The following is a 21,183-nucleotide window of genomic DNA, read 5'->3' as shown; positions in this document are numbered from 1 at the left end:
TGCTCGGTCTGGATCTCCCGTTCGAGATCGACCGACATCCGCTGGAAGTCGGCAATCATGGACTCGATCTGGGCGACCCGGCGGCGCTTCTCGTCGACCTGAAACTTCTTCAGGCGAATGAGGGTATCACGTGACTTCATCGACTCGTACTCCCCAGAAGTCCCTTGGCTGCACGTGGGACGACACCGGTCTCCCCACAGGCCCGATTGAGGCCAAGACCGGCTCTGCTACTCTGTGTGATCGGATGATGACGCGACAAAGTTAGCGTTCCGTTTCCAAATTGCCGAGGATTTGCGCCAACTGGCTGTAGCCGTCGGCAAGCGAGGCACTTTCGTCCTTGCGCTGGCGCAGGAAGGCCTCCAGCGGCTCGTGCAGGCGGATCGCCTCGTCGACCTCGGGGCTGGAACCGGCGCGGTAGGCCCCCAACCGGATCAATTCCTCCATGTCGGCATAGGTCGCCATCACCTGGCGCGCCCGCTGGATGGTCGGCCAGAACTGCGGATCGGCCGATTTCGGCATGGTGCGGGAGACGGATTTGAGGATGTTGATGGCGGGGTAGCGGCCGCGCTCGGCGATCGCGCGCTGCATCACGATGTGGCCGTCGAGGATGCCGCGGACCGCGTCCGCGATCGGCTCGTTATGGTCGTCACCATCGACCAGCACCGTGAAGATCGCGGTGATGGCGCCGACGCCGAGGCCGGGGCCGGCGCGCTCCAAGAGCTTCGGCAGTTCGGTGAAGACGGTCGGCGTGTAGCCTTTGGCGGTCGGCGGCTCGCCGGCGGACAGCCCGATCTCGCGCTGGGCCATGGCAAAGCGCGTCACCGAGTCCATCAGGCAGAGGACGTCCTGGTCCTCGTCGCGGAAATATTCGGCGACCGCGAGCGTCAGATACGCGGCCTGTCGCCGCATCAGGGCCGGCTCGTCGGAGGTCGCGACCACCACGACTGAGCGCGCCAGGCCCTCCTCGCCGAGGTCGTCCTGCAGGAATTCCTGCACCTCGCGGCCGCGTTCGCCGATCAGCCCGATGACGCTGATGTCGGCATCGACGTTGCGCGCGAGCATCGAGAGCAGCACCGACTTGCCGACGCCGGAGCCGGCGAAGATGCCCATGCGCTGGCCGCGGCAGCAGGTCAGGAAGGTGTTCATCGCGCGCACGCCGAGATCGAGCGGGGCGCCGACGCGCTTGCGCGAATGCGCCGGCGGCGGCGCGTTGCGGAACGGCATCGGCGAGGCGCCTTGCGGCAGCGGCCCCTTGCCGTCGATCGGCTCGCCGAGCGCATTGACGACGCGGCCAAGCCAGGCCGCGCAAGGCCGGACCTGGTTGGCGGCATTGGCGATGACGGCCTTGCAGCCGCGGCGCACGCCGTCGAGTCCGGCAAACGGCATCACGACGGCATTGTTGCCGGAGAAGCCGATCACCTCGCAGGGGATGAAGCGGTTGGCGCCGGTCTCGATCACGAGCCGTGCTCCGACCGACATCGCATGGATCGGGCCGGCCACCTCGACCATCAGGCCGCGAACACCGACCACGCGGCCATATATGTTGACGCCGTCGATGTCGCCGATCTGTTCGGCCAGAGCCTTCATAAGAGGGCCTTCATAAGGGCGACGCCTTCATAATGAGGGGCTTCGGGGCGAAAACCTTAAGTTTCGCCATATTTCTGAACGGCGCTTAACTTCGTGTTTACCCGCATCATTAATCATTGCGTCACTGTCTTTGTGACTGAGCGTGACTCCCCTTCAGAAGAAGGCTGAGTCGCGGGAGTCGGTTAGGCCCGTCTCTTAAAGTGGAACTTGAACGGAATCGGGTGACGAAAGCTGCTTCATCCGCAATACCTTAGGGCGATTCGACAAAAATTGCACCCGGGGGACTTGCGTTCCAGAATCAGATTTTGTTAACCATCTGTTGTCAGGATCCGAATCAGTTGTTCAAAGGCGTTTTGTTGAGTGCCGCGAATGCGGCCGACCTGACGCCCAGGAGCGGCGACTATGGGGAACTGGCATGCGCGTTTTGCTGATTGAAGATGACAGCGCCGTCGCGCAGTCGATCGAGCTGATGCTGAAGTCTGAGAGCTTCAACGTCTACACGACCGATTTGGGGGAAGAAGGCGTCGATCTCGGAAAATTATACGATTACGACATTATCCTTCTCGACCTTAACCTGCCCGACATGTCCGGCTACGACGTGCTCAAGCAGCTCCGGGTCTCCAAGATCAAGACACCGATTCTGATCCTCTCCGGCCTCGCCGGCATCGAGGACAAGGTCAAGGGTCTCGGCGTCGGCGCCGACGACTACATGACCAAACCCTTCCACAAGGACGAGCTGGTTGCCCGCATCCACGCGATCGTGCGCCGCTCCAAGGGCCATGCCCAGTCGGTCATCCAGACCGGCGACCTCGTCGTCAACCTCGACACCAAGACGGTCGAAGTCGGCGGCCAGCGCGTGCATCTGACCGGCAAGGAATACCAGATGCTGGAGCTGCTGTCGCTCCGCAAGGGCACGACCCTCACCAAGGAAATGTTCCTCAACCATCTCTATGGCGGCATGGACGAGCCGGAACTGAAGATCATCGACGTCTTCATCTGCAAGCTCCGCAAGAAGCTCGCCAACGCTTCCGAAGGCCGCAACTTCATCGAGACGGTGTGGGGCCGCGGCTACGTGCTGCGCGAGCCGCACGAGCACGAAGAGCGCATTCCCGCCTGATCCTGGGTTTACGTCGCGGGCCCCCGGGGCTCGCTCCTCCCAGCCTGGACCCCGCCGCAAATGGCGGGGTTTTTATTTTTGGGGCCTTCGCGCTCAAGCACGAGCAAATGCCGGACCTAACGGCATTTCTTCGCGCGCAAGGCGAAATGACGTCGCTTGCCGAAGAGGAGCCATCAGAACAAAACCCAGAACAAAGCCGGCAGCGAAAGAAAAACCGAAAATAAGAACCACTATCTCCACCCAACTCGCGCTCGCCAACTTCTCCATGACCGGCACGGGAAACACTGCGTTTATCGCATACAGCAGTCCAATGGCGCACACCCAACCCGCACCGAACACGATGCCATCCATAACTCGCCGCGTCCAAATTGACCCGAAGCCTCTCCACATCGAGTCCTGCACCAGCAAAGCTATGACGGTCGTCGTGGCCCACATATAGAGCAGTATCGGCAACTCATGCACCAGCACGTCCACGTAATTGCCCGGAAACTGATAGTAGTCGAAGCCGGCTTGAACCGGAAACAGCAGCAAGGCCGTCACAACACCGATTGAGAGTATGAACTTGTACGGGAGGCCGCCAAACACTCCTTCATTCGCAAACGCATAGTTGCGCTTGAGGTGATATATGATCGCGACGCTGACAATGATGATCAAGGGCGAAACGACGAACGATCGAGTCACGCCAACCGCCGGAACGCCCGAGATGAGACTGGATGGATTCCTTATGGTCGCAAACCATAATAGAACGGTGGCAACCGAGACCCCTACCCCAGCTATCGCCGTCCATACTATGGTGTGAGCCGGCGCCTTTACCGTGAATCCAATCTCCTCCAATCCGCGTTTGCGACCTGCGGAAGTCCACGCACTGGCCAACACGCAACGCGCTGTAAGCAAGAGCAGGTGATCGAGGAGGAAATCCATATCCTTCCGCAAGTCCTCGAGCATGCCTCCAGCCGCATTTTGCGCGGCGAACTGAAGCCTATTGCTTGGGTCGTTCTGGGCGCTGAACGAGTCGAGCGCCCCCCAATCATCCGGCTGAACCTTGCTGTCCTCCATGATCGTGCCATAGATCGCCGCGGTGTTCTTCAACACCCGAATTGCCTTGAAGGACAACAGGTCGTAGACGGCCAGCAGATCCGAATAATGTTCTGAGTTGCGATCGAAAAACGAATCTCCCTGGAGCTTCCATTGCTCCAAGTGGAACATGATAGTCGCGATCTTCAAGAAGCGAGACTGGATTGGCGCCGACTGAAGGGCTCGGAGATCAGCAATCGGGTAGCCGATGCGCGCAAGCTTGCGACTTATGTCGGGCCAATCTGCGGCGGGCAATTCCCACGGGGAGTTGCACAACGTGTTCCGCAGCCCGTGCGCAAGGAAAGGTATGCGCGCTATCCTTTGGCAGAAGTCGCGCCACCACTTGGGTGGTCCCGGCACGAGCCAAACGAGCATGACGAGGCATAGTGCGGACGATGCGGATATATCGGCCTTGAGGGGGACAACCTCCCTTACCACGTAGACGATCGCGAAATACATCAGCAGAAACGGCAGAATGAACACCGCGATGCCGATACAGTACAGCAACTGCGTCGTATAGGAACGTGTGCCTTTTAGCGTATGGAATCTGAACCAATAGAACAAGGCGACTAGGAGCGGCACGCCTAGATATCCGCAGACCAGGTTCAATCCAGTGACGAACGTTTCAAGGGACACGGCACCCCCCAAGTCTGCAGCTGCAATTTTTCAGTCGCTCAAGCCTGAATTCGCATTCTCTGCGCCACCAGATCCGGATTATCCGGTGCCATCGTCATGGCCAGGTCGAGGTCTTTGATCGCTTCCGCAGCGACTCCTAGCTGAGTAAATGCGTTGGCCCGCGAAGCCAGGTACTTGGGCTCCGAGGGTCTCATGCGAATGGCAGCACCGAATGCCTCGACGGCCTGCTCAAGAAATCCGCGCTTGTTTTCTGGTCCCGAAGCCGTACCGCAGATGATACCCTTGATCCAATAATACTCAGCCTCGCCTGGTTTCAGCCCGATCGCGGCCGTGATATCGGCCAGCGCAAATTCGTAGAAACCCACTAGCGCATAGAAATTTGCGCGCCGTACATAGTACTCGGGGTTCCTTGGATCCAGCTTGATCGCGTAAGCGAAACTCCCTGCGGCGTTTGGAGTCTGTTTATTTCGTTGCTGCAGGGTGCCGAGGTCGAGGTAGACTCGAGCGACACGCTTGGTCAATTGCTCGTCGTCTTTCAATCCGGAAATGAGATTTTGACCAACGTGCGTAAGTTGCTCCAGTTCTTCTATCGAGTTCGGAGCAGCATCAACGGCGAGCATGAATTCTTCTCGCCGCCGCTGCAGATCCACGATGTTAACGACCGCAGTGCTGGTCGGACGGTCGGCTACTGGATTGTCTACTTCGAAAATCTTTCCGTCGGGCGAACGCATGTACAAAACAGGGATGCCGAACTCGACCTTCGACTTCATCTGAATGAACTTCCGCGCCGTTTTGATCGCGTCGTCGACAGGTGAATTATTTGCAAGCGCCCTATAGAACCCCTCCGACATCTCAATGGCTGCGCCATCGCTGATAGGGAATTGCATAGCTACGACCGCCGGCAGCCATCCTCCCAACATAAGGCCGATCGCCGGATTGCCGAACTTTTCGCCGACATTGATCTTGGCACTTTCGCAGCAATTGAGAACCACGAGTCGAAGGCTCTTGCGTGCGTCTCCCAGCATTATCGCCAGATCGGACGCGAATTTCTTGGCCGGCCTCCCGTCTTCGTCGACCATGACAATGAAGCCGCTCTGATCGAAACTATTTCCCTCGAAATTATTCTGAGATTGCGGTTCGACGCCGCCATGACCGATGAAATGAAAAATGTGCCAATCACCTTCCAGCAGCTTGGCCATCAGGTCCTTCCCGGTTCCTCCGTCAACCCACTCGAAGACAACCCGGCCTTCCCGCTGCAGCTTGTCGATACCTCTGTCGATCCGCTCGCGCTCCCTGGCGACCTCCAGTTTCGGCCATTCGTCGGTCACAGGAGCGGAGATCATCCCCAGAATACGCAGTGGCCCCCTGACACCCATGGCCTCCGCAGCGCCTGCCGTCTCCAGATAGCGGACGAGCGGCAGCCGCAGGCTCAGGTAACTTATGACTTCATCTTCTTCGTACAGATATTCCCACGGCAGCGCTGCAAGATCGGGCGAGCTTATCCGCAGTTTGATTCTTAGATCCTTCCTCTTGCACTGAGCGTAAAGATTCGAAATGCTCTTTGTGTTCACGAATATGCTGCGAAAAACTTCTTTGCCGAATTCTCGCAACATTTGCTCAGAGGGTGACGCCAAGCCGGCAATGCCGTTACCATTGATGCCCAGGACGGCACTCTCCAAATCGGCACGGACCCTCGCAAGGTCTTTGGAAAACCGAAACTGGACAGGAGACCTGCTGGCTTCGCCGGCCGGCGATCGAATGACGTGAGCGAAATACTGTCGCGGAACCCCGTCAGCGCTGTCGGAACTGATTTCAAGCTCGAAGTCATGGTACTCAGGCATTGCAGCCTCACTCGACAAAAACCTCGTACTTAAATCGTAGATGCGCTACGCCCAGATCGCCGACCTCTGGATGCTTACCTGCCTCCGAAGTTGTCTGCGCCTGCCGAAAAGAAACGTAACGGCAGCAATGCTCGTTACGGGGTGCGCCGCGGTTAAAGACGTTCGCTGTAGCGACAGCGGCCTGCGGCACGAGCGAAATTGCATTTGCTGCGATAGCCGACGTGGCAAGCCGGAGGGCGCCCACATTGATCTCGGCGGCAGCGAAGTGTGCTTCTAGCTGCTGCAAGGGATCGATTTTGTCGAGAGCCCAACACATGCCACGCTCTCCCGGTGGATCATGCTAGCAACGCAATTCGGCAAACGCAATCTTAGGAGTCAATCCAATTGGAATAAAATTTCCGATAGTCCGACTGTGGCAACGATCCGCTGCTTGATCGATCGCTGGGCGAGATTATCGCACGCAACTTCAAGACGCATTTGTGAAGCAGGTCTCATTTGACCCGAAAAGTTTGTGCAGTGCCGGATGGGCATGCCGGGCGCAAATTTCGACGTCGACGTCGTTCCTGGGGATCGAACGGATCGGGCCGGTGCGGCGACCAAACGATCGTGCCAGACTTCGCACGGTCACAGTCGGATCCCCCATGATTCTGCAATCGCTCGCCGGCCTTCCCGCCTTCCTGGTCTATTTCTGCACCGGGCTGATCGCGATCGTGGCGTATCTGTTCGTCTATACCCGCATCACCCCGCACAACGAGTTCCAGCTGATCCGCGACGACGAGCCGGCCGCAGCGATTGCGCTCGGCCTCAGCCTGCTCGGCTTCGTGGCGCCGCTGGTCAGCGCGATCGCACATTCGGCCAGTGTGCTGGACTGCCTGATCTGGGCGATCATCGCGCTGATCGTGCAGATCATCGTGCTCTTTCTGGTGAGGGTGCCGGTGCCGAACCTGTCGGCGCGGATCGCCGCAGGCGAGCTTGCCCCGGCGATCTGGCTCGGGCTGTCCTCGCTCGCCGCGGGCCTGTTGAACGCCGCCTGCATGATCTACTGATATGGCCGACAAACCCTCCAGCAAGCAGTTCGGCAAGCGCCGGCCGGTGCCGCCGACACCGCGAGAGCCGGTGAAGCGCTCCGGCCATGTCGCGCTGCTGGTGATGGGCACGATCGCGGTCGGCACTACCGCCTACACGCTGATGCCGCGGCAGACTTGCGAGCCCTCTCCTCCCGGGACGGATCCAGCGGTGCAGACGAGCACCGCGTGCAGCGGCAGCAGAAGCAGTTCCTCGGGCGGCAGCGGCGGCTCGGGCTCATCGTCGCGATCGAGCTTCTTCAGCAGCGATTCCTCCAGCCATTCTTCGTCGAGCACGTCATCCGACTCGGGCCACAGCAGCGTGAGCCGCGGCGGCTTCGGCTCGTTTGGCCATGGCTTCTCGGGCGGGGGCTGATCCATGCGGCGCATCACCTGCCTCGAGCGCGACGACTGGCGAGAAACCGCAGCGCAATGCGGCTTCGTCTTCCACACCAACGGCGGCGAACGCTATTGGGACGAGCGGGCCTATTACGCCTTCACGCTCGACGAGATCGAGCGCTCCATCGAGACCCCGACCGGCGAGATCGACGCGATGTGCCTGGAGCTTGCCAGCCGGGTGATCGGCGACGAGCGACATCTGCGGCGACTGAGGATTCCGGAAGCGTTCTGGGATCTGATTGCGACGAGCTGGAAGCGTGACGACCACAGCCTCTACGGCCGGCTCGACCTGAAATTCGACGGCAAGGGCCCGGCCAAGCTGCTCGAATACAACGCGGATACCCCGACCTCGATCTTCGAGGCCGCGGTGTTTCAATGGACCTGGCTCGAACAGGCGATCGAGCGGCGCATCATCCCGGCGCGCGCCGACCAGTTCAACTCCATCCATGAGCGGCTGATCGCGGCCTGGACGACGATCGCCGCGGGCCATCATCTGCATCTCACCGGCACCACGGGCAATGACGAGGACGCCGGCACGCTCGCTTATCTCGAAGACACCGCGCGCCAGGCGGGACTTGCGACCACGCTGCTCGACATCGAGCAGATCGGCTGGCGCGACGAGGCCGGCGGCTTCGTCGATCTCGATAACCGCGACATCGCGCTCGCCTTCAAGCTCTATCCCTGGGAATGGATGTTCCACGACGCTTTCGGCGCGAAGCTTGCCGAGGCACCGACGCGCTGGATCGAGCCGCCGTGGAAGGCGGTGCTCTCCAACAAGGGCATCCTGCCGCTGTTGTGGGAGATGTTTCCGAACCATCCCAATCTGCTGCCCGCCTTCTTCGAGGACGATCCGCGCGCGGCCGAGCTCGGCAGCTCCTATGTGCGCAAGCCGCTGCTGTCGCGCGAGGGCGCCAATGTCACGCTGGTCTCCGGCGGCGTGCCGCTCGACGCGCATGCAGGCCCTTATGGCGCCGAAGGCTTCGTGCGCCAGGCGCTCGCGCCGCTGCCGAACTTTTCGGACTTCTATCCGGTGATCGGAAGCTGGCTGGTGAACCACGAGCCGTGCGGCCTGTCGATCCGCGAAGACGAGAGCCCGATCACCGGCAACAGCTCGCGGTTTCTCCCGCACGCGATTTTGTGAGGCTTGTCATTCCGGGGCGCGACAAAGTCGCGAGCCCGGAATCCATAGCCACAGGCGGATCGAACGGCCCCACGTCTAACCGCCTGCCTATTTCGATGGCCTGTGGTTATGGATTCCGGGCTCCGCGCTTACGCGCGGCCCCGGAATGACGATGAGATCACCTCGCCGCGGCGACCTTCAGCGGCTGCGGCATCAGTCCGCCCATCGGGCGGCCGGAGCGCGCCGGATTCAGCTGGTAGAGGCCGCGGCGGTCGGTGAGGGGACGGAAGGCGTCGGTGATGCCGACGACGGATTCGGCAGCGCCCAGCAGCAGCGTGCCGTCGGCCTCCAGGCCCTTCGCCATGCGCTCGAAGATCACGGCCTTGGTGTCCTGGTCGAAATAGATCAGCACGTTGCGGCAGAAGATCACGTCGAAGGTGCCGAGATGGGAGAAGTCTTGCAGCAGATTGAGCTGGCGGAACTGCACCATCGAGCGGATGTCGGCGTTGAGCTGCCAGATCTCGCCAACTTGCGTGAAGTATTTCACGAGGTGCTGGATCGGCAGGCCGCGCTGCACTTCGAACTGGCTGTAGACGCCGGCCTTGGACTTCTCCAGGACCTCCTGCGACAGATCGGTGGCGACGATCTCGATGCGCCAGCCGGCGAAGGCTGCGCCCATCTCCTTCACGCACATCGCGATCGAATAGGGCTCCTGTCCCGTCGAGGATGCCGCCGACCAGATGCGCAGCGACTTGCGCGCGGCGCGCGCCTTGATCAGGCCGGGCAGGATGGTGTCGCGCAGGTGATCGAACGGGATCTTGTCGCGGTAGAAGAACGTCTCGTTGGTGGTCATGGCCTCGACCACGTCGGAAGCAAGCTTGCCGTCGCCGTTCTTGATCCTCTGCACGAGATCCGGAATGCCCGGAAGGCTCGCCTTGCGCGCAAGCGGCAGCAGCCGGCTCTCGACGAGATATTGCTTGTCGGCGGAGAGATCGAGACCGGAGCGCTCTTTCAGGACCTTGCGCAGATACTCGTAGTCGGCCGGCGTCACGCGCGGTCTCCCGCGAACAGGCGGTTGACCTTGGCGCCGATCTGGTTGAGCGGCAGGATCGCCGCACAGATGCCGGCATTGGCGGCCGCGCCCGGCATGCCCCACACCACGCTGGAGGCTTCGTCCTGCGCGATCACGCTGCCGCCGGCGGCGACGATGTCCTTGCCGCCGCGCATGCCGTCCGAGCCCATGCCGGTCAGGATCACGGAGAGGATACTGCCGTGCCAGATATCGATGGCGGAGGTGAAGAGCGGATCGACCGCGGGCTTGCAGAAATTGACGGCGGGGCCGTCGTCGAGCGCGATCGCGACCTCCGCGCCATTGCGCACGACGCGCATGTGCTTGCCGCCCGGCGCCAGATAGATCCGTCCCGGCTTCACCGGCTCGCCGTCGATCGCCTCGGCTGCCGGCTTGCGGCTCGAGCGCGCCAGATGCTCGGCAAGGATGGTGGTGAAGGTCGGCGGCATGTGCTGGGTGATCAGCACCGGGAAGCGGTCGATCACCGGGCCGAGCTCGGTCACCAGCGCCATCAGTGCCTGCGGACCGCCGGTCGAGGAGCCGATCAGCAGCACCTTGGGTGCCTGGGTCGAGAACGGGCGCGTGGACAGCGCCCCCGACGACGGCGCATGCACGGCCGGTGCGGGCGCGGCGGGCCGCACGACAGCCGGTGCACGTGCAGCCGGTGCCGGGCTCGCGGGCGCAAGCGGCGGGCTCGCGACTGCGGGCCTGCGGCGCAGCCGCGCGCCGAGGTGGCGGATCTTCTGGATCAGGTCGTGATGAAAGATGTCCGCGGCCGACGCTTCGCGCGTCGACTCCGGCTTCGGAATGTAGTCCGCCGCACCGAGCGACAGCGCCTTGAAGCTGATCTCCGCGTTACGGCGGGTCAGCGTCGAGGCCATGATGATGACGAGATCGCGCTTCTTCGCCAGCAGTTGCGGCAGCGCCGAGATGCCGTCGAGCTCGGGCATTTCGATGTCGAGCACGGCAACGTCGGGGTTGATGCGTTCGAGCTGGTTGACCGCCTCGAGCCCGGTGCGCAGCGAGGCCGCGACCTCCATGTCATGCTCGGCACCGATCCAGCGCGAGATCAGACCGCGTATGACGACCGAGTCGTCGACGACCATCACCCGCAGCGGCCCGGCGTCGCGCGACGGACCCGTGGTCGAATTACCTGCGAACGCAACACTCATTACTCACCAACTCAGACTGAAACGGTTCAGTTGAAAACAATCGCCGAAGGATCCGTACAGCCTCCGGATGTTCGCTCAGATAAGCCCGACTTCCTGGAATTTCGCCGTCACGATGTCCTTGTCGAAGGGCTTCATGATGTATTCGTTGGCGCCGGCGTGCAGCGCACGCGCGATATGCGCGACGTCGTTCTCGGTGGTGCAGAACACCACCTTGGGCTGGTCGCCGCCCGGCATGCGCCTGAGATGGCCGAGAAACTCGTAGCCGTCCATGACCGGCATGTTCCAGTCGAGCAGCACTGCGTCGGGCAGACCGCGCTTGCAGGCCTCCAGCGCCTTCTCACCGTCCTCGGCTTCGAGAATCTGGAAGTCGAGGCCCTCCAGGATCCGGCGCGCAACCTTGCGGATGACGCTGGAATCATCAACGACGAGACAAGTTCGCATGTGAACCTCTGCTTCCTCCCCTTTGCGGGGGCACTTCCAATTGCAAGTCCGTCGGCGGCGATGCCGCCGTATCAGGCCGCCATCATCTCGGGTGCGAGCTCGAGGACGCGATCGACGTCGAGGACGACCATGAGCTGCCCGTCGAGGCGGTGGACGCCGCCGGCGAGCTTGGCCATGCGGGGATCGAGGTTGACGGGGTTTTCTTCCTTGCCGTCCTCGGACAGGCGCAGCACCTCGCCGATCTGGTCGATCAGGAGGCCGTAGGATTCGCCGCGCAGGTCGACGCCGACYGCCATCGGCACCTTGCCGTCCTCGGGCTTGGGCAGGCCGAGCCGGGCGCGCATGTCGACCACGGTGACGATGCGGCCGCGCAAATTCAGCACGCCCGCGATCTCGCGCGAGGACAGCGGCACGCGGGTGACGCGCTCCGGCATGAACACGTCCTGGACCCGGGAGATCGGCAGGCCGAACAGCTGGCCGCCGATCATCGCGGTGACGTATTCGACCATGGCGCCCTCGGTGCTCTGCATCTTCTTGGTCATCGATGTTTCCTTCGCTTAGGCCGCAGCCCGGCTCAGCTCGGAGGCGCCGGCCGCGCCCGCGGTCTGCTCCTTCAGCGCTGCGATCAGGCCGGGACGGTCGAACTTGGCGACATAGTCGTGGAAGCCGGCCTGACGGCCGCGCTCGATCGCCGCCGGCGACACCAGYGCGGAGAGGCCGATGATCGGGGTTGCCGCCAGATTGTTGTCGGAGCGGATCACCTCGGCGAACTCGAACCCGTTCATGTCGGGCATCTCGATGTCGGTCAGCACCACGTCGAAGCTCTGGCCGGAGCGCAGCGTGGCGAGCGCCTCCTGCGCGTTCGGYGCGGTGCGGACGCGGTAGCCGGCCGCCTTCAGCACCGGGGCCAGCATRTTGCGGAAGAAGGCGCTGTCGTCGACCAGCAGCACCGACTGCGAGTGCATCGACGGCTTCATCTCCTTGCGGGTGAACCAGTCGGCGAACGCCATCGGCAGGAAGTGGCCGACGTCGATCACCTCGGTGGCCTGGCCCTTGATCACGGCCGAGCCGAGGATGCCGCTGGAGGATCCGCCGACCTCGATGTTGAGCCGYTCCTCGACGATGTCGATGATCTCGTCGACGACGAGGCCCATGGAGCGGCCGTCGTCGGAGAACACCAGGATCGGCTGGGCGCCCTGGGAGGCGATGGTGACGCTCTCCATCGCGACCAGCGGCATCAGCTGCTCGCGGTACTGCACCATGTAGCGGCCGTTRSWGAACTCGATCTTGTCCGAGGGCAGCTCTTCCAGGCGGGTGACGAGCCCGAGCGGGACCGCCTTGGGCTGGCTGGAGCCGGCGCGGAACACCAAGAGCGAGGTGGTCTGCTCGGCCGAGGAGGAATGATGGCCGGCGGCTTCATCAGCCATGTCATGGGCCGAGGAGCCGGAGGCGCCGAGTGCCTTGGCGATGCCGTTGGGGTCGATGATCATGATGACGGCGCCATCGCCCAGAATGGTGTTGCCGGAGAACATGTCGATGTGGCGCAGCTTCGTCGACATCGGCTTGACCACGATYTCTTCGGTGTGGAACACGCCGTCGACCACGATGCCAAARGTCTGGCTGCCGACTTGCGTGACCACGATAAAGCCGTTCTCGGGATCGCTGGCGGCGCCGTCGTCGATCTTCARGAGCTTCTTCAGGTGGATCAGCGGCAGCAGCTTGTTGCGCAGCCTCAACACCGCGGTGTCCTTGATGCGCTCGATGCGGTGCTCGCTGTTGGCGCGAGCGCGAACCAGCTCGACGACCGAGAGCTGCGGGATCGCAAAGCGGTCGCCGGCGGCCTCGACGATCAGCGCSGAGACGATCGCGAGCGTCAGCGGGATCTTGATGGTGACGGAGGAGCCTTCGCCGGCCACCGACTTGATGTCGATGGTGCCGCCGATCTGGTCGATATTGGTGCGSACCACGTCCATGCCGACGCCGCGCCCCGACACCGAGGTGATGGCGGCCGCGGTCGAGAAGCCGGGGGCGAAGATGAACTTGTGGATCTGGGCTTCCGACATCTTCTCGAGCTCRGCCTCGGTGACGAGACCYGAGGAGATCGCCTTGGCCTTGATCYTCTCGGTGTTGAGSCCGCGGCCGTTGTCGGCGATGCAGATGATGATGTGGCCGCCCTCGTGATAGGCGGACAGRCGRATGGTGCCCTGCTCGCCCTTGCCGTTCGCGGTGCGCTCGGCSGGGGTCTCGAGGCCATGGTCGGCGGAGTTGCGCACCATGTGGGTGAGCGGGTCCTTGATCAGGTCGAGCACCTGGCGGTCGAGCTCGGTGTCGGCGCCGTGCATCTCCAGCTCGATCTGCTTGCCGAGYTCGCTCGAGAGGTCGCGGACGATGCGGGGCAGCTTCTGCCAGGCATTGCCGATCGGCTGCATGCGCGTCTTCATGACGCCTTCCTGCAGCTCGGCSGTGACGTTGGACAGSCGCTGCAACGGCACCTTGAACTCGGTGTCCTCGTTGCGGCGGGAGATCTCSAGCAGCTGGTTGCGGGTCAGSACCAGCTCGGAGACCATGGTCATCAAATGCTCCAGCGTATCCACGTTGACGCGGATCGACTGGTTGGCGAYGCGGTCGCCCTCGACGGCGGTCTCGTCCGCCATCGACTTCTTCGGCGCGGCCTTCTCCTTGGCGGGCTTTGTCTCTTTGGCAACTTCCTTGGCGGCAACCGGGGCCGGAGCCGGCTCGGGTGCGACGTCGACCTTCGCCTCAACCTTGGCAACGGGGGCCGGCGCCTCGATCGCRGTCTCGCGGAAGGCGCGCTCGAGCTCGTCCAGCGACACCTCGCCCGGACGCAGCGGGCGTTCCAGGGTCTGGTCGATCAGCGAGCCCTGGGTCATGTCCTTGGCGGGTGCGGCCTTGGCTTCGACGGGAGCCGGCGCGTCCGGCACCAGCGGCGGCGCTTCGGCAACGGGAGCAGCAGCCCCGGCAGCCATCGCCGCCATGCCCTGCTCGACCATCGCTTCCAGCTTGTCGATCAGGTCGCGGTCGGTGCCCTCGGGCTCGGCTTCGGTCGCCTCSAGSCCRGCCAGGATYTCCTTGATGCGGTCGATCGACGACAGGATCACCGTCACCGCCTGCCCGGTCACCGGCATGCCGTCACGGAACTTGCCCATCAGCGTCTCGCCGGCATGCGCCAGCGCTTCCAGCCGCGGCAATCCCAAAAAGCCGCACGTGCCCTTGATGGTGTGGACCAGGCGGAAGATGTTATCCAGGATCTTGGCGTTGTTCGGCTCCTGCTCGAACTTCACCAGCTGATTGTCGACGGTGTCCAGGCTCTCGCTGGTCTCCGTCAAAAACTCCCGCAACAGATCATCCATGCGATACGCCTTACTAACCTGGACTTCGCGGCCGATGTTTCGGCCCTTGATCTCGTCGGCCGTGACGGCCATTCGCGACCGGCATCTTTGCCAAGCGGAGGGGACCGTGCGCGACGCCCGCACGTCCTTCGAATTCGACGGACGCCCTCGCCTAAATCGTTAGACATCCCATTTCACGGTCACGTTAATTTCAGCCTCCGTGCTAATACGGAGATTGAAGACAAGTTTGCCCTTTGACGGCCGGCGCGAGCGTCTTTCGGCAAAACCGCGTCTCCGCTGCCGGCGTGATCGTGCTCTGGGTAAACGCGCCGCTAACGGCGATCCGAGGCGTCCGGAAAAGCCGCCGCCGTGCAAGGCCATGCGCGCATGGCGCACGGGCCGGATGGCTCCGCCGCCATTCGGCGCCATCGGTGCCGACCACATCGGACAGGGCGCAGGCCGCGCGCATGATCTGCAGGCGAGGTAAACGAAGCCTTACCGGAGGCCCGCCGCCAACGGCGAGATGCTAACCGAGGCGGGCCGCGGAAACCGCGTCGTTGTAGTCCGAAAGGCATTCGTTGATGGTGGCAAGCAGTGCCGCCGGTGTGAACGGCTTGCGCAGGCAGCGCGCCGCACCGAGCTCCAGCGCCATCCGGAGGAAGTCGGGGGCGGGCGAATTCAGATTTGCGAAAGCGTAGCCCGACATGGCGATCAGCGGAATGGCGGGCGCGCGCTCGTGGAAGATCCGGATCGATTCGAATCCGCGCATATGCGGCATGAATATATCGATGATCATCAGATCGAACTGTTCGTTCCCGAGCGCGCGAAGTCCGGCTTCACCGCCATCGGCAATCGTCACGCGAAACTTGTTCCTCTGCAGATAGACCTCGATGGCCATGCACACCATCGGGTCGTCGTCGACGACGAGAATATGGCGCAGATTTTCCGGCCCCGTTTGAGCTTCCCGTTTCGGCGATTCAATAATTGAACAGTGGGGCACGCCTTGCTCCTCTGGCTTGGATCGAAATGGCGATGACTGCAAATGCCCCTGGCGGAGAGCGGAAGGCGGCCGCGAAATCTGCGACCATGGATCACCATCGGGGAGAGCGATCGTCGAGGGCAGAAGATCGGCGAGCGGACGAGGCCGCGCGGGTCGACATGCGTTCCATGGCGCCACGGATGCGATGCTTCCGGCTCATGCAGGCCCCCTTTGCCGCATTTTCCTGCCTCGCCCATCCGCAGGACTGGCGCGCCTGGGTTGTGAGCGAATCAGCGCGCTACCCTTATTTCCGCCGCAAATGCGACAGCCTGTCTGCCCTCTAACAGGTATATGCGCGACATCACAACCTGTATAATATGATTGTGCCGCCGTGCAACTGCATGACGAATGGGTACGCGGCATCGACTGCACATGCAACGCGCCGGATCGATTCCGCATGACCGCAAGCGGACACCCGCCCAACCAGCTGCTGCAAATGCTCGACGCGGCGGACTTCAATCTGCTGCGTCCCCATCTCGCCACCGTTGAAATGGTCAGGGCAGCTGTCTTGGGCGAGGCGGGCGTTGCGTTGCGGCACGTCTACTTCCCGCACCGCGGATCCGTTTCGATCACCGTAGGCCTCTCCGAGGGACAGACCATCGAGGTGGCGATGCTGGGCCGCGACAGCGTCGTGGGTGGCGGCGCGGCGCTTGCCGACGGCATCGCGCCGACCGACGCCGCCGTCCTCTTCCCCGGTACTGCTTCAGTGCTTGAAATCGCGGCTTTCCGGACGGTCGCCGCCGCCAGCACCCGGTTTCGCAACCTGATGGTCCGCCATGAGCAGGCGCTGCTCGCGCAGGCACAGCAGTCCCTGCTCTGCAACACGCGGCACCCGGTCGAAGCCCGGCTGGCGCGCTGGCTGCTGCGTGCCCGCGACCTGTCCGACAGCGAAGCCCTGCCCCTGACGCAGGAATCCCTGGCGCAAATGATGGGTGTGCGGCGCAACGCCATTTCGCTGGTCGCGCATGCACTGCAGAGGTCCGGCATCATTCGCTATGCCCGCGGCCGGATCGTCGTCACCGACCTGCGCGCGCTGCAATCGATGTCCTGCGATTGCTATTCCGCCGTGAAGGCCCACTACGCCCGCCTGCTGGGAGCCCTGCGGTGACGACAACAGCCTCGATACGACCGTTCTGGAGGCCCGCCGCACGCGGCGCAGCGCGGGCGATCAGCGGGGGCGGACATCTTGTCCCAATTGCCAATATATCCCGACGGGAAGATGATGGAACTTGCCCGTGCAAGGAGCAATTTAGCTGGTAACGCTCCGGCTCAGACGACGGGAGGCAGCTTTGGAAACGATGGTGCGTCCTACCAACGGTTTCTTGTCCGCGCTCTCGGCCGATGACTATGAATTAATCCGCCCGCATCTGCGCACGATCGATCTGCCGCACGACACGGTGCTGATCGAGACCGGCGACACGCTCACGCGGGCCTATTTTCCTCACCGCGGCGTCATCTCGCTGGTGGTGAAGCTCGCCAAGGGAGAGCATGTGCAGGTCGCCATGGTCGGCCGCGACAGCCTGCTCGGGACGCTCTCGACCATGGGCGATGCCTGCGCGTTGAACACGGCGATCGTGCTGGTTCCCGGCGTTGCGTCCGTCATGGACCTCGACCGGCTGCGCGTCGCCGCCGATCAGAGCACCACCCTGCGGACGTTGCTCACGCGCCACGGGCTGGCGGTCTATGCGCAGGTTCAGCAGACCGCGGGCTGCAACGCCGCCCATCCGGTCGAGGCGCGGCTGTCGCGCTGCCTGTTGCACACCCACGACCTGTCGGGCGACTACCGGCTGCTGCTGACCCAGGAGGCCATGGCGCAGATGATCGGGGCGCGGCGCAACAGCGTCTCGCTGGTCGCCAATACCTTGCAGCAGGCCGATTTCATCCACTACAGCCGCGGACACATCCAGATCATCAACCTGGACGGGCTGCGGCAGACGGCGTGCGAATGCTACGCCACGGTAAAGGCCCAGTACGACAGGCTGCTCGGGTCCTGACGCCGCGCCAGGTACGCCGCCCCAAGACGGCCCGTGGTAAACCAACCGCTTACGGCGGCCTGCAAACATCGCGCGTCCCGCTACCGGAACCGAAATCAGAATGGGGGTAGACCTGACGAATGCGCGCGCCCGAGGGCCGCGACGCGCACCACCGCGGGCAATCGGGACCGAGCCATGTTTGAAGCCAATTTCGCCACTGCGCTCGATGCCGAACCCCTGCGGGAGCCGAACGCATTCGATGCCCTGGTGCGCGAGATCGGCGAAGACGGCGCCGGCGAAGTCCGCGCCGTGTTCTGGAGCGAGACCTGCGCGCGCCTGACGCTGTTTCGGACATTGGGACTCGCGCAACACCGCGCCAGGTTCGCACGCGAAGCGCATTCGCTGAAAAGCGCAGCCGGGACGTTCGGCTATTGCCGGCTCGCGGCGCTGGCGCTGCGGCTGGAGCACAGCGCGGAGACGGTCGGCGAGGCCGAATTCCGCGACCTTCTGGAGCGGATGGATGCAGCCTACGCCGCCGCCCGCGCGCAGGAGCCGCAGGCCTAGCGAAGCGCGTGCGCAACCCCGCCGTACTTCTACGGTTTGGGATTTTCACAGATGGCTAATCATAGGTGGCGATAGTCGCGGCAAACCAGGAGGGTTTCCATGTTCACCTATGAGACTGCGGACCAGAAAGAAGTCCGTCGCTTCCGCATCGCTCAGTTCAACGGCCGGATGGCGACGGTGAAGGCGGGCGAGTCGACAGTGACGGGCTTCGTCCGTTCGGTGCTCGAGCAGGATTCCAGCATTCCCCCGCGCTGGATCATCACGATCATCCCGAATGGGCCGAAGGAAGAGCCCAAGCAGCTGCGGCCGACCTCACGCGTGCGCCCGTTCGCCGAAGACTATTTCTGAGCGCGATCGGGGTCCAAGGCTTTTTCAAACCTCGTTCTCAAGGCCTCTTTCTTAAGCCTTGGCCGTGCCGCCGCCCGGCGGCACACCACAAGAACCTCAATCGATCGAATGCAACAGCGCCGCACGGACAAGGTCCGCGGTGTTGCGCGCGCCGAGCTTGCGCATCGCCTCGGCGCGATGGCTCTCGAACGTGCGCGGGCTGATCTGCATCCGCAGCGCGCCCTGCTTGTTCGAATAACCCTCGCTGATCAGCCTCAGCACCTCGCGCTCGCGCTTGGTCAGCCGCTTCTGGCCCGTCAGGCCCAGCAGCTCGGGGCTCGCCACGCGTTGAGCCTGCGGCGCGCGGCCGGCCTTCAGCTCGGCGTCTCCGGCCTTGGACGCCGCCGGCAGGCCGCCCTTGTGGGGCCCGGCAAGCTGCTTGACCAGGCCGCAAACGCGCTCGGTCTGCGCCAGCGCATTCTCCACCACCCGCTGCAAATAGGCGCGGTCGCCTGCGACCGGGGCGAGCTGATCGCTGTGATGCTTGATCTCGCCCATGTAGAGCAGGAGTGCGGTCAGGGGGCCGTTGAGCTCGCGGGCGATGGCAACGGCCATCTCGTCGGCCGCCTTGGCGCGAGCGGCATTCAGCCGGACGAAATCGAGCTCTTCAGGCGGAGAAGCGCTGCTTTCGTACCATTCCGACGGCCGCGAATCAGTGGCCGTATCATTCTGTGACCCCATGTCACTCGTTTATCGGAACCGGGGGTGGTCTGTGGTTAACTTTTTGCTCCGTAAGACTACGGTAATTTTGTCAGTTTTGTGCTGAAACGCTGGCATCGGCACAATTTATGCTTGCGCTGCACCCCACCGGACCGCGCAGGGGTTGATAAATCCGCCTGCATCGGAGGCAGACGAGCGAAATCTTAACGATCGCCTCGATGCCCGATCTCCGGGCCCCCCGGACTTTACGGATAAATTAACAGTAACTTGTTTCTCTCAGGCTGAGTTGAGAGCGCGCAAATGCCTCCTCGCATTGGGCCGGCAGGCCTGCGGGAATCGCTGCGGAAGATTGCGTGCCATGAACGAGATCGACCAGCTATCGGAGTTCTTGCAGAAGCTGACGCCGCTGTCGCGCAGCTGTCTGCTCAGCGAGCTTGAGCGGCTCGAGCTGTGCGGCATCGACATGCCGGGCTCGAGCGATATCCAGGCCAAGCTGCGCGCCGAGTTCCGCAAGGACGGATCGACTCACGCCCGCGCCACCAGTCCCTCGCGCTATTTCTTCGCGCCGCTCGAGCTGCTGCTGATCGACGGCGCACCCGAGCACGCCAATGCGGGACGGATTTCGCGCAACACGCTCACCCCGATCTGGGAGTGGATCTGCCGCGACCTGCTGCCGACCATGGCGCGCGACTACATCAAGGCGATCAACGACCAGGTCGCGGCCAACAATCCCAAGGAAGTGCTGAAGATCGCATCGACCTTCCAGACCAAGGTCCTCAAGGTTCTCGAGAACATCCTCGCCTCGCCCGACGGCACCGAGCAGGCGCGAAGCAAGCTCGCGCAATACACCGCCTCGCGCACCGCCTTCGACGACGTGACGAAGATGCAGCACGTGCTGCGCGCCGGCGATGCGCTGCCGAAGTTCAACGCGAAGCTGCCCGAGAAGATCGCGAAACTCGACGACGGCCAGGTCACCCAGATCACCGCGCAGCTCGATGCCTTCAGGAAATCCCACCCGCAGGCGCTACCCTTCGCGCTGGCGCTGCTGGCGAGGCGCCTGAAGACATCCTGGCAATTGGTGCGCCTCGCCACCAAGCCCGCCGCCAGCAAGAACGCCGCCGACGTCGCCGCGACGCCCTATGCTTGCGTCGTCCCGATGGTGCTCGACCGGCTCGACGACAAGCGCCTCGCGCTTCGCATCGCGCTCCGCCACAACCGGGTCCTCGTCGCGCGCGACCTGCTCGCCGATATCTACGACACCGAATATGCGCTCAAGGTCCGCATCGACGGCATCGAGCAATCGGAATGGGGCATCCGGCTGCAGCAATTGATGGACGCGATCGCGGCGCTGGTGTCCGCCGAGGTCAGCCGCTTCCCCTCCAACGTCGGCCACATTCTCGGCTCGCGCCGTTTGCGCAGTCACGACACGCTGGGTGGCAAGCTGAGCTATCTGGCCTGGAAGGGGCGCGACGCGGTGCAGGACGGTGCGGCGGTGTTTCGCAAACTACTCGGACAAAGCTAGAACTGGAAAAGTGCGCAGCGGTTTTCCGACAAGATCGTGAGCAGACAACAAGGCGCGTCAGTGCGGCGCGCGCGGCAGGCACAGGAAGCGATCGAGAAATCGCCCTGACAGCACGAACCTGAACCACCAATACATCATTCGCCGCGTCGTCATTGCTGCGATCCTTCG

The 21,183-nt window shown here is 63.1% G+C and carries 20 protein-coding genes and 1 pseudogene; 9 read left to right on the top strand and 12 right to left on the bottom strand.

Features of this window, described 5'->3' with window-relative positions:
* A pseudogene (locus ACXJMY_RS31555) lies at positions 1-140 on the bottom strand (flagellar export protein FliJ); the annotation flags it as partial.
* Positions 141-261: 121 nt separating this feature from the next.
* Positions 262-1,587: a flagellar protein export ATPase FliI gene (fliI, locus tag ACXJMY_RS31550; protein ID WP_456623248.1), complete on the bottom strand. Its 1,326-nt coding sequence runs from the start codon at positions 1,585-1,587 to the stop codon at positions 262-264.
* A gap of 415 nt (positions 1,588-2,002) precedes the next feature.
* Here fliI and ctrA point away from each other — a divergent pair, with 415 nt between their 5' ends.
* Positions 2,003-2,704: a response regulator transcription factor CtrA gene (gene ctrA / locus ACXJMY_RS31545; RefSeq protein ID WP_008138878.1), complete on the top strand. Its 702-nt coding sequence runs from the start codon at positions 2,003-2,005 to the stop codon at positions 2,702-2,704.
* 93 nt (positions 2,705-2,797) lie between these two features.
* Here ctrA and ACXJMY_RS31540 read toward each other — a convergent pair whose 3' ends face one another.
* From ACXJMY_RS31540 to ACXJMY_RS31530, 3 genes are read right to left on the bottom strand one after another with little or no spacing between them, the layout of a single operon-like run.
* Positions 2,798-4,414 (bottom strand): hypothetical protein, encoded by a 1,617-nt coding sequence (locus ACXJMY_RS31540; RefSeq protein ID WP_456623247.1) that lies wholly within the window; start codon positions 4,412-4,414, stop codon positions 2,798-2,800.
* Positions 4,415-4,452: 38 nt separating this feature from the next.
* A complete protein-coding gene (locus ACXJMY_RS31535; protein ID WP_456623246.1) occupies positions 4,453-6,255 on the bottom strand; it encodes a CHAT domain-containing tetratricopeptide repeat protein in 1,803 nt (600 codons plus the stop codon).
* A 7-nt stretch (positions 6,256-6,262) separates the two neighbouring features.
* Positions 6,263-6,571: a hypothetical protein gene (locus ACXJMY_RS31530; RefSeq protein WP_456623245.1), complete on the bottom strand. Its 309-nt coding sequence runs from the start codon at positions 6,569-6,571 to the stop codon at positions 6,263-6,265.
* A 325-nt stretch (positions 6,572-6,896) separates the two neighbouring features.
* Here ACXJMY_RS31530 and ACXJMY_RS31525 point away from each other — a divergent pair, with 325 nt between their 5' ends.
* From ACXJMY_RS31525 to ACXJMY_RS31515, 3 genes are read left to right on the top strand one after another with little or no spacing between them, the layout of a single operon-like run.
* Positions 6,897-7,301, top strand: coding sequence for a DUF350 domain-containing protein (locus ACXJMY_RS31525; RefSeq protein WP_456623244.1), 405 nt, complete (start codon positions 6,897-6,899; stop codon positions 7,299-7,301).
* Position 7,302: 1 nt separating this feature from the next.
* Positions 7,303-7,695, top strand: a complete 393-nt coding sequence (locus tag ACXJMY_RS31520) for a hypothetical protein (RefSeq protein ID WP_456623243.1) — start codon at positions 7,303-7,305, stop codon at positions 7,693-7,695.
* A gap of 3 nt (positions 7,696-7,698) precedes the next feature.
* The gene (locus tag ACXJMY_RS31515; RefSeq protein WP_456623242.1) at positions 7,699-8,859 is read left to right on the top strand and encodes a glutathionylspermidine synthase family protein; all 1,161 of its coding nucleotides are present in this window, start codon (positions 7,699-7,701) and stop codon (positions 8,857-8,859) included.
* Positions 8,860-9,016: 157 nt separating this feature from the next.
* Here ACXJMY_RS31515 and ACXJMY_RS31510 read toward each other — a convergent pair whose 3' ends face one another.
* The 6 genes from ACXJMY_RS31510 to ACXJMY_RS31485 form a co-directional block, all read right to left on the bottom strand.
* Positions 9,017-9,889 (bottom strand): CheR family methyltransferase, encoded by an 873-nt coding sequence (locus ACXJMY_RS31510; protein WP_456623241.1) that lies wholly within the window; start codon positions 9,887-9,889, stop codon positions 9,017-9,019.
* Positions 9,886-11,079: a protein-glutamate methylesterase/protein-glutamine glutaminase gene (locus ACXJMY_RS31505; protein WP_456623240.1), complete on the bottom strand. Its 1,194-nt coding sequence runs from the start codon at positions 11,077-11,079 to the stop codon at positions 9,886-9,888. Before ACXJMY_RS31505 ends, ACXJMY_RS31510 begins: the two co-directional genes overlap by 4 nt.
* A 75-nt stretch (positions 11,080-11,154) precedes the next feature.
* The gene (locus ACXJMY_RS31500; RefSeq protein WP_007600538.1) at positions 11,155-11,520 is read right to left on the bottom strand and encodes a response regulator; all 366 of its coding nucleotides are present in this window, start codon (positions 11,518-11,520) and stop codon (positions 11,155-11,157) included.
* A gap of 71 nt (positions 11,521-11,591) precedes the next feature.
* Positions 11,592-12,062: a chemotaxis protein CheW gene (locus tag ACXJMY_RS31495; protein WP_456623239.1), complete on the bottom strand. Its 471-nt coding sequence runs from the start codon at positions 12,060-12,062 to the stop codon at positions 11,592-11,594.
* Positions 12,063-12,077: 15 nt separating this feature from the next.
* Positions 12,078-14,891 carry a hybrid sensor histidine kinase/response regulator gene (locus ACXJMY_RS31490; protein WP_456623251.1) on the bottom strand — a complete coding sequence of 938 codons (2,814 nt, stop codon included), beginning with the start codon at positions 14,889-14,891 and terminating at the stop codon, positions 12,078-12,080.
* Positions 14,892-15,396: 505 nt separating this feature from the next.
* Positions 15,397-15,810, bottom strand: a complete 414-nt coding sequence (locus ACXJMY_RS31485) for a response regulator (protein WP_456623250.1) — start codon at positions 15,808-15,810, stop codon at positions 15,397-15,399.
* Positions 15,811-16,306: 496 nt separating this feature from the next.
* Between ACXJMY_RS31485 and ACXJMY_RS31480 the strand changes: the two genes are divergently transcribed.
* The 4 genes from ACXJMY_RS31480 (at position 16,307) to ACXJMY_RS31465 (ending at position 18,794) form a co-directional block, all read left to right on the top strand.
* Entirely contained in the window at positions 16,307-17,017 is a 711-nt protein-coding gene (locus ACXJMY_RS31480; protein WP_456623249.1) for a Crp/Fnr family transcriptional regulator, read from the top strand.
* 190 nt (positions 17,018-17,207) lie between these two features.
* A complete protein-coding gene (locus tag ACXJMY_RS31475) occupies positions 17,208-17,903 on the top strand; it encodes a Crp/Fnr family transcriptional regulator (RefSeq protein ID WP_456623238.1) in 696 nt (231 codons plus the stop codon).
* A gap of 174 nt (positions 17,904-18,077) precedes the next feature.
* On the top strand, positions 18,078-18,446 hold the full coding sequence (locus tag ACXJMY_RS31470; RefSeq protein ID WP_456623237.1) for an Hpt domain-containing protein: 369 nt from the start codon (positions 18,078-18,080) through the stop codon (positions 18,444-18,446).
* 99 nt (positions 18,447-18,545) lie between these two features.
* Positions 18,546-18,794 carry a hypothetical protein gene (locus ACXJMY_RS31465; RefSeq protein WP_456623236.1) on the top strand — a complete coding sequence of 83 codons (249 nt, stop codon included), beginning with the start codon at positions 18,546-18,548 and terminating at the stop codon, positions 18,792-18,794.
* 96 nt (positions 18,795-18,890) lie between these two features.
* Here ACXJMY_RS31465 and ACXJMY_RS31460 read toward each other — a convergent pair whose 3' ends face one another.
* Positions 18,891-19,514, bottom strand: a complete 624-nt coding sequence (locus tag ACXJMY_RS31460) for a LuxR C-terminal-related transcriptional regulator (protein WP_456623235.1) — start codon at positions 19,512-19,514, stop codon at positions 18,891-18,893.
* A gap of 337 nt (positions 19,515-19,851) precedes the next feature.
* On the opposite strand from ACXJMY_RS31460, the gene ACXJMY_RS31455 reads away from it, so the two are divergent.
* Positions 19,852-21,015 (top strand): hypothetical protein, encoded by a 1,164-nt coding sequence (locus tag ACXJMY_RS31455; RefSeq protein WP_456623234.1) that lies wholly within the window; start codon positions 19,852-19,854, stop codon positions 21,013-21,015.
* Positions 21,016-21,183: the final 168 nt, after the last annotated feature.

This window comes from Bradyrhizobium sp. P5_C12, assembly GCF_054049735.1.
Note: the sequence above shows the minus strand (reverse complement) of the source record. Positions and strands in the feature narration are given on the sequence as shown.